We start from the raw sequence: 17,253 nt of genomic DNA on the forward strand, positions 1-17,253 counted from the left end.
GTTAAAAACCCAATGATTTTAATAATTGCTGTTTAAACTTATCATTGCTAACAATGCCAAAGTGATCATCTTCGATACGTTTTACGTTCAAATCCACTTTATTACTGAAATTCTGCCAGTCTGAAATAATTTGTTCATTGTTACGAACACGATTCTCACAAAGCCATACATCAACACAATGATTTTTAGGCTTAACAACAAGCCGCTTGGCGGTCATATTTATGCTTTTTTCGGTCATAAATCTTAATTCTAGCAACTCTAATAATTCTTCATTGGGTAGAGATTGATTATCATCTAATACCAACGCGACAATCTTATCTAACAAACCTAATTGTTTGGATTTTTTAAGTAAAAACCCTAAACCTTGTTGGTAAAGTGATGTTTTATTATCGATGCGTTCAGTCTTGAGATACTCTTCGTATTCGTCTTTTATTCTTCTTATATCGGTTTCAGGGATGGCGACGTTGTAAAAATTCTTAAAATCTAAAAAGTCCTTCCAAAGCTCTGTGCTTGATTGTAAATAATCGGTGTTATGTTGATGATTATCTTCTGCACCTTCTAAATTGATGAGATTGGCCGCGTCGTAATCAATAACGCCAACCCAAGCGACCACGCGCTTGTGATGAGCAACTAAGCGATCGGCTACGGCTAAGGCTAAATGACCGCCTAAGCACCAGCCAAGTAGGTTTATTGGGTCATTATCGTTAACCGAGGCTAAAACCTGCTCACAGTACTGATCTAATAATGTGTCTGTTGAGATTTGATTTTTTGTGTGATTGTTTAAAGCTATTTTTTGTCTACTTTCAATTCCATAAACTTGAATTGATGCATTGCTCAAAAAAGACGCCAGATTTGCATAAGCCTCTACCCCGCCTCCGGCTGGATGAAAGCACACCAACTTAGTCACTGGCTTGTCTACAACGTTTAATAAGCGTCGTTGGATAACATGTCTTAATTGTTGGTCACTTTTGTGATCGATAAAGTCTGCGAGTTCTTTGGCCGTGGGATATTCAAATAACGCCGTCATAGGCAAGCATAATTCTGTTTGTTGGTTTTGGTTTAGGCGTTTATTTAATGCAATTGTTGACTGTACCGCTAATAACGAATTACCACCGTTGGCAAAAAAATCGTCTTGTAAAGAGACTGTCTTGTTCAACACCTGAGACAGCGTCTCTACTACCCATTGTTGGGTTTGGTTAAGGCTCTGGTCATTGGCTTTAGAGTGGGTGTTTCTGTTAAATTGATTCTCTTGTAAGGATTGTTTAACCATCAGCGTTAAGGCATTTCTATCGGTTTTACCGCTCGAATTAAGCGGAAATTCGTTATAGAACATAATCTGATTTGGCACCATGTAATACGGTAGATGTTGAGCCAATACTGCTTTAATTGAGTCTTGGTCGACCACCTGATCTGGTGATGACATATTCGATTCACCGTTATTTAATACCGCACAAACTATGATCTGCTCATCAATTACCAAAGCGCACGAATGCTTAATATATTCATACGATGACATTTCGCTTTCAATTTCGCCAAGCTCAATTCTATGACCGCGAATTTTAACTTGGTTATCTTTACGTCCAAAAAACTCCAATTCATCGCAGGCATTAATTCTGGCTAAATCGCCGGTTTTATAAATTCGACGACTATAACCATTTACATCTTTCCAATGTATAAAACTTGCTTGGGTAAGATCGTCGCGGTTGTAATAACCTTCGGCTAAGCCAGCACCGCCGATACACAACTCCCCTACTCGGGTTTTATCAAGTAATCGGTTGTGTTCATCCAAAATATAAATGTCGGTATTGGCAATGGGTCTACCTAAGGTAGTATTTCCGGTGCTATTACCGTCGCAGTGGTTATCGCGATAATTATTAATATTGTTTGCTCCGAAACTGTATTCACCGAGATCGGTTTTATCAGCGCGGTTAATCCACTTGGCCGTGGACCATATGGTTGTTTCGGTCGGCCCATACACGTGCAGTAATTGTATGCCGCGAGCGCAAATTTTGGCCGCAAGACTGTCCGATAACGCTTCGCCTCCACAGATACCTACAAAACCGGGTGGAAATTCAACCTCAAGCGTCATCAACATTGCCCAGGTTGTAGGCGTTGCCTGTAAATGAGTAATATTCTTTTGCAAAATCAGCTCAAAAAGCGCTTCTGGATCGCGCTGATGCTCTTTTTTAGCCAACACCAAATTCGCGCCGGTACACAGCGGCAACCATATTTCTAGACCTGAAATATCAAAAGAGATGGTGGTTAAAGCAAGGAAGCTATGAGTTTTATTGAGTTTAAGAATATCTTGAAAAGCGGCTAAAAAATTATCTAATGCTCGATTACCAATCTGAACGCCCTTGGGTTTTCCCGTAGAGCCCGACGTAAAAAGAATGTACGCGATATTATTGTTAAGCGTAGAAAAACCAATCTTGCGATCAAGAGATCGCTGTAATGGCGCATCGTTTATGGGTAGTTTATGGGTTAATAAACTACTGATATAAACCGTTGGATCGTAACAAATTAACTGCTTAAAAGCAGACGTGTTCGCGGTATCGTCGTCGCTTATAGTTGCAGAATTTTCTGGTGAAAATACCTTGTCGGATAGATTGGTGTGAACATCGGTTAGAAATACGATGGGTTTTGATTGATTCAATATGTATGTAATTCTTTCTTCGGGTAAATCTGGATCAATAGCAACATAACCCGCACCAATAAAACGAACCGCAAGGTATGAAACCAGCAAACTTATTGAGCGCGGTAAACTGATTGCTATTAAAGGTTGTTTTTGCAACCGAGTATCAACGTCGATAAGCTCATTAAGTTTGTCCGCTAGTTTGCGTGCGCATAAAAATAATTGATCAAAATAAACTTCACACTCGTTGTTGTCGTTGTAATAAGTAAAGAGCGATTGTTTATTGTTTTTTGATTTAGATAAGCCGTTATTTAAATATTCTTCAAAAAAGCAATGCTGATTAGATGACAAGAGTGCTTTATTTTTTGTAGCGTAACTTGAGCTAGAAGCATGATTAACATTACAAAGCTCCATTACACATTCTTGGTACAGGGCTGTTAAATATTCGACGGTCTCTGGTTTATAATGTTTAGCGGCACATTCAAAAACACCATAAAATGTCTCTTGATTACGAGTAATCTCAAGGCTTACATCAAATTTAGCGGATAAACCCGCTATTATTTGATCGTTAAAACCCAAGTTGCCAACACCTTTGGTATTTTTATCAGCCTGTTTAAAATTGAAAAAAGCATTAAATAGCGATCCAACCTGTTGAGCGGTAACATTATTAAACAAGGCAAGTAAGTGCTCGTAGGGAAAACTGGCGTTGTTTAACGCCCCTATTTGTTGCTGATGTATATCGCCAATGAACAGATCCAGATTTTCGTGAGAATCTGTAAATTCAGCAAAAGATACCTGCGTGTTGATAAAACAACCTACTATTTCGTTGAGTTGATCGGATTCACGATTGGTTAGAGCGTATCCTACACTGGTTAGACGATTACCACTGACGCGAAATAATAACCGATGATAAGCCGCAAGCAGTAATGAATTTTCCGAAATCTTCAATCGCCTAGCTTTTTGCTCGACGGCATTTTTCAGTGAAGATTCCAGAAAAAATTCACGTTTAATGGCATCACTTTTTTGAATTAGTGTAGACGAGCGATCTTTAATCAATACTTGCGAATCAATATTCGATAAATCATGACCTGACCCGACCATACCTTTAAATTTACTTTGCCAATAATCTTTTTGGTTCTGATATTGTTCAGAGTTAAACCAGTCATTTTGCCACAAAGCATAATCGCTGTATTGCAAATCGATAGGGGGTTGTTTGGGCGCGGTTAAATCGTCAACCGTAACGCCATTTTTTAGTTGCGCGGCAAAATGCCAATAATTATGCAAAAAATCATCGCTGAGTATTTCGCTAGAACGTGCATCAGAAACAATATGATGAATACAAATTAATAAATGCTGCTGAGTATGTGGTTGTACTTTATGACAATCGCTAAGATTATTATCTTGTGAGGTAACTTTGAGCAAACAAGCGCGTATCAACGGCGGTTTATTCAGCGTAAACAGCGTGTTAAACCACTGTGAGCAAAAATCGGTTAGCGCTTCAGCGTTAGTGTGATCAGTTTCTAATTTAAAACTGATTTGGTCAAATGCCAGAACTTCCTGTTCGGGATTCGCGGTATTTTCATTTAAATAAAAACGCGTACGTAACGACGGATGATGAGCAATTAAACATTGAAGTGCTGGATCTATTGCTCGCAGGTCAACGCTTTTATCCAAGATAAAATGCCTAGGGATATGGTAACTGGCATCATTTTCGATGGTTTGCGTCAACCAAATACGCTGCTGACTGGAAGACAACGGAAACACGCCGGTTGTTGCGTGCTTATTAATCTGCGTACCAACGGCAGGTGTCGCCCCATGAGCTTTTGTCCGCTCGCAAGCGTCGATTACTTCATTGCTATTATCGTCTAGCAGCTTATCGTCTAGCAGCAATGAAAGTAGTAATTCATCATCAAACTGCACCGGCGGGCTCCTGTGAGTGACGTTGCGCAAGTAATACAGCTTTTTCTTCGTCAGACATATTTCGTAGCTTCAAACGCGCCTTAGCAATTGCTTCTAGTTTGGCTTTGTTGTCACTATTAGCCAGTAAAAATTGCGATAAATCAGAAGGCGTTGGATTTTCAAACACAATGCCTGGCGGTAATGCAATGTTGACTTGTTGGCTTAAAGTCGCTGCGATTTTAATCGCAATTAACGAATGTCCACCCAAAGCAAAAAAATCATCATTAATGCCAATTGGTTTACGGGTTAATTTGTCTTGCCAAATTTCACAGACGAGTGTTTCTAGCGCGCTTTGAGGTTCTACAAATTCCGTGTTATTAGTCTGAATGACACAGGTATCAATCTTGGTTAAATCTATCTTTCCCGACGCCAATAATGGAATACCGGTAATAAAACGATACTGACTAGGACACATATAATCCGGTAATACCGATGCCAGTGACTGTTTTAGACTTTGTTCAAGCAGTTGAAGATCAACCGTGCTCGAAGTTGTTTGTACGTAGGCAATTAAAACTTGGCTCGATTGGTCATCAATTTTAACCAGCGCTTTTTTTACGTGTTGTTGTGCTTCAATGACGGAACAGATCGCATCCAACTCAACGCGAAAACCTCGTACCTTCACCTGTTGATCTTTACGAGCTAGAATTTCTAGCTGACCATTAATTGTAAAGCGCGCAATATCACCCGTTAGATAAACTAAGTCGTCTTTGCCATTAATCATTAACGATTTAAAGCGTCGAGCAGTTTCAGACGGCAAATTCCAATAACCCAAGGCCACTTGTTGACCAGAAATAGCCAACTCACCGATTGAGCCGGTTGAAACGGGTTCTAGGTTGTTGTTTACGAGTACAAGTGTGTTGCCCGATAACGGCTGTTGCAATAAAAATTGCGGGTTATCTTTGTTGTAACGGCCAATGGCTACGCCAACAGTGGTTTCTGTTGGACCATAATGGTTGTAAATAGAAATCGCAGCATCACACTGGTGAATAGCATCAATTAGCGTTGCACTGGCTTTTTCGCCACCAAAGATTAAACCGCTGCTGGGTAGGTATTTAGGTATTGTGTTGGTATCGCCTATTAATGCCTGAAAATGCCCCGGCACGATTTTGAGAAATTCTATTGCATTACCCTGATGCTTAAACGATTCAATATAATTCGAGAAAGCAATTGCATTGGTGCGTGTTTGATCGGGTATTAAATTTACGCAACCGGCCTGTAACCACGCCGAAAAAATACAGGTATACGCGAGATCAGTACTCAACGATGATGCTACCGCACAATGAACACCTTGTTTAAAACCTAACTGCTCAACAATGGCGAAGGCGTAATTAGAAATCTGCTGACGACCGATGATAACGCCTTTGGGTTTACCCGTCGTTCCTGATGTATACAAAATATAAGCGGGAATATTGTTTGTAGGTCGATGAAAATCGTAGTCATCTCGTACAGAACTGGAATCACTCGCAAAATTCAGATTTTCATAGCTGATCATCTGATGATTAAAATCACCGATGCCCTGCTCCTGCGCTTTTAATCGTAAATATTCTATATCCGCAAAAGAATTAGCAATAATGCTCGCGTTCGTTTCTTGTAAAATAGATAAAATATTACTTTCTGGCTGTTTGATATCTACCACAATAAAAGCGCGATTTGCCATCCAGCTGGCGAGTTGGCAAATTAAGGTTTCTGCTTTTTGGCCTAATAAAATGGCAACCGGTGCTGATTGTTGCGAATTAGCATTTAAAGTCGTGTTGTTTAGCTGGTTTGCAAGAGTGTGTGCTTGATGAACAACCTCACCGTAAGTCCACTGCTTGTGACCTTCGATAATAGCGATGTGATTACTGTTACTTATTGCCGCTGATAATATTGCCTCTAAAACGTCGCCTTTGTACGAAGTTTGTCGGTTAATCCAAATATCATTCAATGACTGGTCAAGAGCAGACATGTAATTGACATTATTTAAGCTAAATTGTTTATCTTTAGAGGTAAATAAGTATTGCTGCAAGATTGATTTAAATTGATCCGCCAACAGCGTCGCAGCTAATTCGTTAATTCTGTTATTAATGGTAACAGTAATTGACAACTCGCCAGAAACCGACGCTGACACGGTTAATTTAAGCGCAATCTGCTCGGGTAGTTCCAAAGTTGACGGCGTAGGTTTAAAACTAATTCTTGATGTATTTTTTTTAGATTGAGCATTTTCACTTGAATTACTATCAGCAATAATATTACAAGAATTTTTAAATTCGTAGGCAACATTGGCAAATTGTAAGCAGCTGTTTGGCAGTGCTTCAATATATTCGGAACTTAATTCATACTCGTGCAATGCTTTATCGATATAATCTTGAAAAGATTGTTCGGCAGTTAATACAAAATGAAAAGGCGCTAATCTAGCAAAGCAACCCATAGAAGTAGACATCTCGTCATATTCATGGCGAGCATCGTAATATTCAACCATAGTAATGCTATCGTTGCCGCTATGGTCACAAAGCAGTTTCGACCATAAAAGCTTACAAACAACGGTGAGTTTATCATTGGTAAGATTTATTCCATCGGGCAGTGTCACCGTTGCAGAGTACTGGTGACAACTTTTTATGCTGTTTAATGTTTCATCTAATGTTTCGAGATGAGATAAACTTATCGGCGCAGCGTCTGCATATTTTGCCCAATATTGTTTCGCTTCAAAATTATCTTCATCGTTTTCTAAATCATTAAGCCATTGTGTGAACTCCGAATACTGAATGGTAGATTCACGCAATAAATATTCAAAAAAATCGTTTTCATCATGATTTTTGCTTAAATCGTCACTAACTAAGCTGTTGTAAATTACCTGTAGTTGATGGCAAAAAAGAGATTCACTGGTTTCGTCGAATAAAATATTTAACACTTTAAACATTAAAGAATGTTGGTCTTCAGAGCGCTTTTGCAGATACCAATGTTTAGGCAATAACTCATCGCTTTCACAATAATCTTTGAGCACTACGTTGGATTCTGCTAAGTATTCAACCACTGGTAATGTTAAATCAACATCGTCAACTAACTGTGCTCGCAGAATGTCATTAAATTTAATGATCTTTTCGAGTGCTTGTTTTAAAAGATCAACGTCTACAAGGCCATTAATTACAACAGTAACAATTCGGCTGTCACTGCTCAAAGTCAGTTGTTTTTGAATGGTATTCAAAGAAAAAATCATAGCAAAAATTCCTAGTTAAAGACCAACTGTCGGCGGTGACCAAACGTCGGATTGTTCATACATATCGGCCATAGCTACCGCGATTTTGCGAGGTCCTTTAAAAGGGTCTCTGGCATGGGCAATTAGCATATTGTCAACCATTAGAACGTCTCCAGCCTGCCACGACGGTCGAATTGCGTTGACTTCGTATAATTCGCCAATTACCGCCATTTCTTCGTCAGAAATAACCGAACCATCACCGTAATAGACATTTCTCGGTAGTTGGTCTTGGTCGACTAAAGCCACAAGATCTTGTCGTACCTCAGGCTCTAAACACGCGGGATGGTGTAATTGAACTTGATTGAAAAAACTAAATTCTTGAGTTATTGGATGTTTAATAATTCCGGGGGAACGTTGACTTATTTGTAAGCCTTTATTGTTCTGCAACCATTGCCACTGAATTTTTGATGTCTCACAAATGGTTTCTACCTGTTGTTTTGAATCGGTTTTAAAGAAGTCCTGCCAGCTTACGTCTACGCCGGGTAAAAAGGTGCGTGCATACAGTAAGCCGTTATTGAGCAGTTTATATTTGATATTCTCAGGTAATTGTTGATACACAAGACGGCAATCAACTATGGGTGTGGCACCACCTTCGGTGGCGACAATTTCTGAGAAAAACCATTGTTTACGCGGCCAGCGGCTCATGTGTGAACTTTCGTTATGGAATAAAATCATTCGATCATCAGGGTATGGCGTCGAACGATAAATATTCCTGCCGCCCTCTTTCTTAGGTAAATCGCCATATTTACCAAATAATTGAGGATGCATAGACTCTACAAATTGCTCGAAATCTGCCGGCGTATGTAAACCAAAATTTCTAAATAATACCGCGCCATGACTCAGCAATTTTTCATGAATAGTGTCAATGTATTCCTTTACCCAAGCGGTTGAATTAATGTCTGAATTATTACAAAGAAAGACGTAAGGTAAACCATCACTACCACTGGATGAACGTACCCAGCGCCCAAACGTTACCCGGTTTTTGTCGTCGACAAGGCTTTTTTCATGAGTATCGCACTGTTTTGTAATAAAATTGCTATCTATTGCCGAGTTGTCTTTTTTCGATTTTAGAGATTTTAATTTACTTAATTTATTTTTCTTAGAATCGACACGCTCAATTTTTGTAGGATTTAGGTCACTCAGTGACGCAATTTTTTGATTGGGATTACAGGTTAAGGTATTCAAAATCTCACTCAACTGTGTGGCGTAATGGTTAATGGTAATGTCGTCGAATATTGAGCAGTCATAAACCCATTGAAGTTCGCATTGTTTATCGAGATTAATAAATACTGATAAATCAAAACGAGCTGTTTGATTGCTGTTTGGCAAAACCGATACTGATAAATCTGGCAAATGAATATCTGCCGCTGGCGTGTTTTGCATTACCAATAAGAATTTTATTAACGCACTTCTGTCGCTGCTGTTATTCGCTCGGTAGTGCTCAATGACTTTTTCATAGGGTTGCTGCTGAAATTCGTTTACTTCAAGGAAATGTTCTTTTTCATGCGATACTATTTCTGCGAATGTGGAGTGTTCATCAACCGATAATCGCAAAGGTAATAAGTTAATGAAAAAACCGACCAAAGGTTCTAGATCTGGCGAAGGTCTGTTGGCGAAATCTGTTCCTATGACTACATCATTTGCGCTAACGAGCCTTGCTAACCATACTCTAAATATTGCAGACAGCACTATAAACTCACTGGTATTTTGAGCTCTAGCAAAAGATTTAATGACCGCCGTTTGCTCTTGGGATAGCAGCACGTTAAGGCGTTTTGCCAACCCATTTTTTCTCACCTGACCTGATGAATTTTGTGGCCATTGAAAGTTTTTATAATTTTCGAGTTGCTGTAGCCAAAATTCATCTAATTGTTCGCCGTAGCTTTTTGTGAACTGTTTGTGTTGCCAAATGCTATAGTCTTTATATTGTATCGTTAAATTCGGCAGTACAAGCGGTTCCTGATTAGAGTTTTTCGTGTGGCTGCTGTAGATTTTGGTAAATTCCGCCACCAGGTTATTCATCGACCACTCATCGGTAATAATATGGTGAATAATAAAAATTAAATAATATTGACTTGGTGAAGATTCAATTAAATACACATTGAATGGCAGTTGTGTTTGCAAATCAAATCTTTGTTTTAGCAGTTCATTACGTAAATTTTCAACGTCTGTATCTGTACAACCAGTTATTTTTTGTGTGGTAAACGGTAGTGCCGCTGTGTCATCAATTACTTGCTCTAAATGCTCGCCGATAAGTTCAAAGCGTGTTCTTAAACTTTCATGACGATCAAAAATAGATTTAATGGCAAGATTAACGGCTTCAAGGTTAACGGCACCTTTCAGCTTAACCGCTAAGCTCATATTGTATGCAGCGGGCGTAAACTGCTCGGCCAACCATAAGCGATACTGTTGAGTTGATACTGGCGCACGTTTAGCGAAAGACGCTTGTATTTTGGCTAAACCAGAGGTAGATGTGTTTGTCAATTCTGCTGTAGTTAATTTAGCATCACACAATTCTGATAATTGGCCTATGGTGGCATTATCAAAAAATTGCCTTAAATTAATTGGGTTTTCAAAATTAAAATGGGCGTTAATTCTGGCAAGTGCTTGTGATGCCAATAATGAATGACCGCCCAACTCAAAAAAGTTATCGGTGTTTCTTAATTCAACATCGGTATAGTTTGGAAACAGTAATTCTTTCCAGGTATTCAAAACTATTCTTTGTGTTTGTGAGCAGTCGGCGTTGATATTTTGCGGCGTTTCTTCAATGGTGTCATTAATGTCTATTCCAGCAAGGGCTAACCGATCAATTTTACCGTTGGTATTTAAAGGTAGATTCTCCAGCACGGTAAAACATTGAGGTACCATATAAGTTGGAATTAGCGCTTTCAGTTGTGCAACGATTAGATCTTTTTTCGCGAAATCTGTGCGTTGTGTATCTTCTGCTAGTTGTATAAAGGCCGCTAAATAGGCATGTTCATCGGTGTCTTTCAGTATCACAGCTGCTTGTTGTATACCTGAAATAGACTCCAGCGCGTTTTCAATTTCGCCCAGTTCTATACGATAACCACGTAATTTAATTTGCAAATCGGTGCGACTAACAAACTGTAAATCACCGTTATTGTTGTATCGAACACGATCGCCGGTTTGATAAAACCGAGTGGCTAGGTGTTTGTATTTTTCTAAGTGAACGAATTTCTCGCGTGTTAGCTGTTCTTGTCCTGCATATCCTTTTGCTAACCCGTGACCACCAATAAAGAGTTCACCCACCGCACCTACCGGCACCTGATTATGGTTTGAATCTAAAACCAAGCACTGAGTATTTAAAATGGGTTTGCCTATGGCAACATTGCCACTGTAATGCGAAAAATGATTGGACACTTGATAACAGGTAGACCAAATTGTGGTTTCCGTTGGTCCATAAACGTTAAACACAGTTTTAGTGTGATTTTGAATACGCCGAGCAAGCGATTCACTTAAGGCTTCGCCACCGCAAATTGCGGTAACCTGAGATAAGAATGTTGGATTTTTTGCCGCCGTTATTTGCTCAAGTAATAACTTCCAACCGGATGGTGTAGCCTGTACTAAATTAACGCCGTATTTAGCGATTAAGTCACTTAATTCGGAGACACGCTGCGCTTCGCTGGCAAGCACCACCGTTGCACCATGTACCAAGGGTAACCACAGTTCTAAACCGGCAATATCGAAAGTAATGGTGGTAGATGCCAAACACACATCGGTATCATTTAGCTGGAAAATATTCTGCATTGCCTGCAAGAAATTATTAAGCGGATCAAACTCAATCAGTACGCCTTTGGGTTTACCCGTTGATCCCGATGTATACAAACTGTAGGCGAGCGGATTTTGACCGGGAAGCGCTTGCTGCGTTAGGTAGTCGAGTTCTTCAGGTGTAGTAACGGTGTTTTTAAGAACCTTATCGACATTAACTGTTAGCCCGCTGAAATCAGCCATGTTGTTTGTATTGCCTACTATACAAACAGAGGCGCGACAAGATTCAATAATTAATTGATTTCTATCTTTAGGGTGGTTAGGGTCTATTGGAACATAGGCTTTTCCTGCCAACCAACAAGCCAATAAGCTGATGGGTAGATTGCGGTCACATTCTAAACAAATAATAACCGCGTTGTTTTCTGGCTGAATATCGGATTGTTCGAGCCGGGAATTTATTTCGGCCGATAATGACCAAGCACCTAGTAATAAATCTTGGTAGCTAAGACTACCAAACTGATCAATAATTGCCGTTTTATGTTTTTGCTTAATACCTTGAGTGATAATGTCTCGAACAGCATTTATAGATACTTCACCGTGCGTTGTATTGGCAGCGTTTAGAAGTTGTTGATTGTTTTCGGTGATGTCATCAAATTCTGCTAATTTTTTAGCTGTTGCGTGTAAAGACTCTTTTGATTCATTCAACAACCACTGTAACGATAGACTAAAATAATCCTGTAGATTTTTGATAGTCGCTTCGCTAAAACACTCTACTTTATATTCCCATTCAAGCTGATAGGTTCTTTGTTGTGGCTCACGAGTTTCAGTCACATCTAATGTTAATTCAAATTTAGCAATAGACTGCCCGAAAAGATTGCGATCAATGGTTACCGATTCATTATCTATGGACTCAGTTTTATTAAAATTACTGTGCTGAAAGTTAAACAACACGTTAAATAACGGTGTTTTAGTGGTGTCTCTGTGTTGTTCTAATTCTTTTACCAAACACTCAAAAGGTACGTTTTGATGATTTAATGCTGCCTGAACATTTTCTTGACTAGTGGTAATAAATTTGCTTGCCGATTGTTCGGGTTTTAAATCAAAAGGAATTACCAATGTGTTGATAAACAATCCAATAATATCGTTTAAATCAGGATGAACCCGACCACTTACAGGTAGACCAATTCGAAATTGAGACTGCTGACAAACACGATACAGGGCAAGCGCAAAACTCGATAACAATAAATTAGACGCCGTTAAGCCTTGAGTTTGAGTCAATAAATACTCATCGAGCTGGCGACACAAATCGTTAGAAAGTTGCGCGGTAAATAAACCACTATGATGTCTTGCATCACTAAGATTGGGTGTGCCGGTTACCGATGTGTCATTGGGTAAATTTAAATAAGAAGGCGTTGTTGCTAAAAAAGATTGCCAAAAATGGATGTCGTCACTAAACGATTGCTGCCTTTGCCAGATTGCGTAGTCGGAATACTGAACACGAGCTGCTTTTACATTGTCTGCTGATAATTCGCTAATCCATTCATTGTTTTGTGTATTCTTATCTTCACAGTAATGTGTGTAAAGCGCAATGGCTTGTTCGGTAAACAAACGCATAGACCAACCGTCGGTAATAATGTGATGAAGCTTGAGCAACAAAATTGACTCGTCTTGTTGTTCAATAATTGCCGCTCTTAATAAGGGTGGTTGGTCAAGACAAAAACTGTGTTCAGTCCAGACTTTTGCCGAGTTTGTTGAGGGCAATATTTCGATCGAAAAATGATTGACTGCGGTAAAACCATCAATAGCGAAGGCGCGATATTGTCCGGCCGATTGTTTAAATCCCATGCGAAAGGATTCGTGCTCAAAGATAAGGTGTTTAAGTGTGCGCTCAATTGCTTGCTGATTAATTTTTTGTGCAAAGCATAAAGCCACATTAAGGTGATAGCTGTTGTCACCGCCGTTAAAATCTTCTAACCAGGCGATTCTCTCTTGTGAGAGTGATAACGGAAATGAATTTAAATCTTTTTCGACAATACTTATGTCAGTAGCTGTTTTTTCAGAATCAATTTTAGCAAAACTGTTCTTATTGGAAACACCTTCACTTACCGTTAAATCCTTGCCATTAACATCATTGATTGAATTACTGGACAGCAGTTTTGAAATCGATTTTTTCTTAAAAAATTCTTTCGGCGTTAGCTTTATTCCCGATTTTCTCGCCAGAGCAATAACCTGTAGGCTTAAAATAGAATCACCGCCAACGCGGAAAAAATCATCGTGAATAGTTAGATCGTCACGTTGCAGAACTTTACGCCAAATCGATAAAAGTTGCTGTTGGTCTTCAGTAGCCACAACAGCAGTCACAATAGTGTTTTGTTTGCTGTTGTTATCGAGAATGTCTTGCTGAACATTGTTTAATTTTTGAGAAGATTCAAGATAATCGTTGATAAGTTTTTTACGATCAATTTTACCGCTAGCTAAGAGCGGAAATTGCTCTAAAATTCGTAATGTGTCAGGCACCGCATAATTTGGTAGTTGTTGCTCTAACGATTGTGCAATCTGTTCGATGTATTTTTCAGTATTTTGTTTTTGAGAGATTTCCCCGGTGATAAACGCAACCAAGCGATTGACTGGTTGATAATCAACGTTACCGATGAATAATGCTACGGCGTTTGATATTCCTTCAAAAGCTTCTAGCTTCTGTTCGATTTCATTCAGTTCTACACGATTACCGCGTATTTTCACCTGATTATCGTTGCGGCCAATATATTCAATGTTACCCAGCTTATTTATGCGTACTTGATCAGAGGTTTTATACACGCGAAGGTGCTCACCCAAAATGTCAACTTCGATAAAACTGTGATCGGTTGCTGTAGCGTCATCGTGATATCCATCTGCCAAGGCGTCACCGGCAATTGCCAATTCGCCAATACTGCCCGGTACGGTGAGCTGATTATACTCGTTTAAAATCAACGCCCGATATCCCTTGAGTGGTTTACCAATATCAATGCAGCCTTGGGATCGATAGCGAGCAATATCGTTGAGTGTTACAAAATTAATCAAAGCGCCAACGGTTGTTTCTGTGGGGCCATAATGGTTAATTAATTGGCATTGTGGGTTTATTTTTAACAGCGTTTCGGCGGTGTCTGCCGATAATGACTCACCACCGCATACCCAGTAGTAGCTTGGCGACATTAAATCAAGAACCGGTGTAAACGCTTTAACGTGCGATGGTGTTAATTTAATAACGTCTACCGGGTTTTGTTGTAACTTCTTGGCCAACAGCATTGGGTCGTTGATAAGATCCGTGGCAAACCACCGCAAACAATGCCCATTAAGTAATGCACCAAATACGGCGGTATGACCGAGGTCGGTTGCTAAAGAAGAGACACTGGTTAATTGACTGCTATTGGGCAAATTTAACGCGTTGTTAATGGCGCTAGTATAGGTTGACAATGCCCTGTGACTAATGGCGACAGCTTTAGGCTTACCAGTTGAACCGGAGGTAAAAATATAATAGGCAACCGATGAATTTTCGGGAAATGTTAAAATATTAGCTGAAGCGTTACTGTTGAACTGTTTTGATAACTTTTCAATGGCGAGTATATCGTTTTCTAAGGCAATAGAAATGTCGGCAACGTAACCCGTATTATCATCGTTAAAATAATGGCAGTCTGTATTACAGTTGTGCAAGACGCATTTTGGTTTAATAATGGCTAAAAGCTCGTTAATTCTACGATTGGGCCACTGGGCATCGAGCGCAACGTAACTTGCACCTAACTTCCACGCTGCAATAACGGCAATAATTTGCCAATAAGTACGATCACTAACGAATGCTATGCAGTCGTTTTGGTTAATACCTTGTTGCTGTAACACACCGGCCAATAAATTCGCTTGTTGATCGAACTCTGCGTAAGTGAATATTGTTTGCTCCGCTTCATCTTGCCAAATTAATGCAGGTGCGCTGGGTGTTTGGTGAACCCAATGATGATAAGCATTAAATGCCGATGAAATACCGTTATTGGCAATTTCAGAATTGTTGCTAATTGCTTTTACGTTGTTAAATCTTGTGTTTGATGACTTGTATTGGTTAATAACGGACGGTGGTAGCCAGTTCTGTAAATTCAGGTCTATATCATTGTTGAGTTGAAGTAATAGCGCTTCATAATCAACAAGCATTTGCGTAACAGTCGATTCGCGATAGAGTTTGGGATCAAATTCTAAACGTAATTTTACGTCTCCGTTAATAAGTTCTTCTACGCGCAACGTTAATTCAAAACGCGCTTCTTGGGTTTTGCTGAGTATGGGTGTTAGTGATGCGCCATGAATAGACGGTAATTCTGAAGACGGCAAATCAACGTAGACAAACAGTACTTGAAACAATGGGTGGTAAGTAGAAGCACGATCGATATTGAGTGCATCGAGTAAACGATAAAACGGATATTCTTTGTAATCGTATGCGTTTTTAACAGTGTTTTTAACGCTATTAAGGGATGTTAAAAATGCACTGTCGTGAGTAAATTGATCACGCAATACCAGTGTGTTAACAAACATGCCCACAAGGTTTTGCAGTTCTGGCCTATCACGTAAAGCCACCGAGGTGCCCACGTTAATATCGTAGCTGTTGGTGTATTTGCATAACAACCATTTAAACGCAGTTAACAACCAATGGTAGGGTGTGGCGTTGTGTTGCTGAGCAATACGCTTGAGTTTCTCGAAAAACTGTTTTGATAGGGTTACGTCGACTTCAAAAATATCGGAATCGCTAAGATCATTCGATGGCGCAAAATCTCGAGGTAAAGGTAAGGATAATTGGCAGTTTTGTAGGTGTTTTTGCCAGTAGTCTAACTGAAGTTGCGCATCACTTCCGGCCAACCACTGTTCTTGCCAAATTGCGTAATCTTTGTAAGTGGGTAATTCCGTATTTGTATTCTCGGGTATGTTCTTGGCTAAAACCTGAGTATTTTGTTCGGGTGTATTAGCAGGCATCTGCAAAAGTTGATCGTAAATTTCACACAAGCGCCCTATCATAATTCCTTCAGACCAAGCGTCAAAAGCAATGTGATGCACGGTAATTGAGAACATCCAGGTCGAGCAATTAAATTGGTTTAGAAAAAACGCAATTGGCGCTTTGGATGATAATTCAAAAGGGATTAATTTCTGTTTGTTGATGATATCGTTTACATATTGTTGATTTTCTTTATAGGTATAATCAATGCGTTGAAAGTGCCAAACCTCGTTGAAAACTGATTCGGGATTGGGTAACAGTGTTTGAATAGGCTTACCGGTTTCGGTATCTCTCTGGTAAATTGTGTAGAAAATTTCATTTTCAATAAAAAACAATTCTAAAGCACGTTTAAAAATCTCAAGATTTAAATCACCTTTAATCAATAAATTAGAATTTAAATTGTATGAGGTTCTTAAGAATTGTGAACCGTCTTCGTCGGCAAGTGTTTGTATAAACCACAAGCTCGACTGTGCAGCACTTAAGGGAATGTTAAGCTGTGTGTTGGCGGAATTACCAACAATTGGTAGCTGCCAAGAATTAATGCCCTGCTCTGCCAGTTTTGCGCGAAATACTTGTTGCTTTTCATTAGGTAACGATTGCAGGCGTTGTGCTAACAAACATTTCTTTTGCCAATCTGTGGTGTTTTGCATTGAAAAATTATTCGATACATTTGTTTGAGGTGAGCTTTTTTGAGTCATG

Annotated in this window: 3 protein-coding genes; all 3 read right to left on the bottom strand. The window is 39.4% G+C overall.

Features of this window, described 5'->3' with window-relative positions:
* Position 1 precedes the first annotated feature (1 nt).
* The 3 genes from ACYQ28_RS03415 to ACYQ28_RS03425 are packed head-to-tail and all read right to left on the bottom strand — an operon-like array spanning position 2 to position 17,252.
* Entirely contained in the window at positions 2-4,552 is a 4,551-nt protein-coding gene (locus ACYQ28_RS03415) for a non-ribosomal peptide synthetase (RefSeq protein ID WP_460048085.1), read from the bottom strand.
* Positions 4,542-7,784: an AMP-binding protein gene (locus tag ACYQ28_RS03420; RefSeq protein ID WP_460048087.1), complete on the bottom strand. Its 3,243-nt coding sequence runs from the start codon at positions 7,782-7,784 to the stop codon at positions 4,542-4,544. The genes ACYQ28_RS03415 and ACYQ28_RS03420 overlap by 11 nt, the downstream gene beginning before the upstream one ends.
* Positions 7,785-7,799: 15 nt before the next feature.
* Positions 7,800-17,252, bottom strand: coding sequence for a non-ribosomal peptide synthetase (locus tag ACYQ28_RS03425; RefSeq protein ID WP_460048088.1), 9,453 nt, complete (start codon positions 17,250-17,252; stop codon positions 7,800-7,802).
* Position 17,253: the final 1 nt, after the last annotated feature.

This window comes from Sessilibacter sp. MAH1 (genome assembly GCF_054658315.1).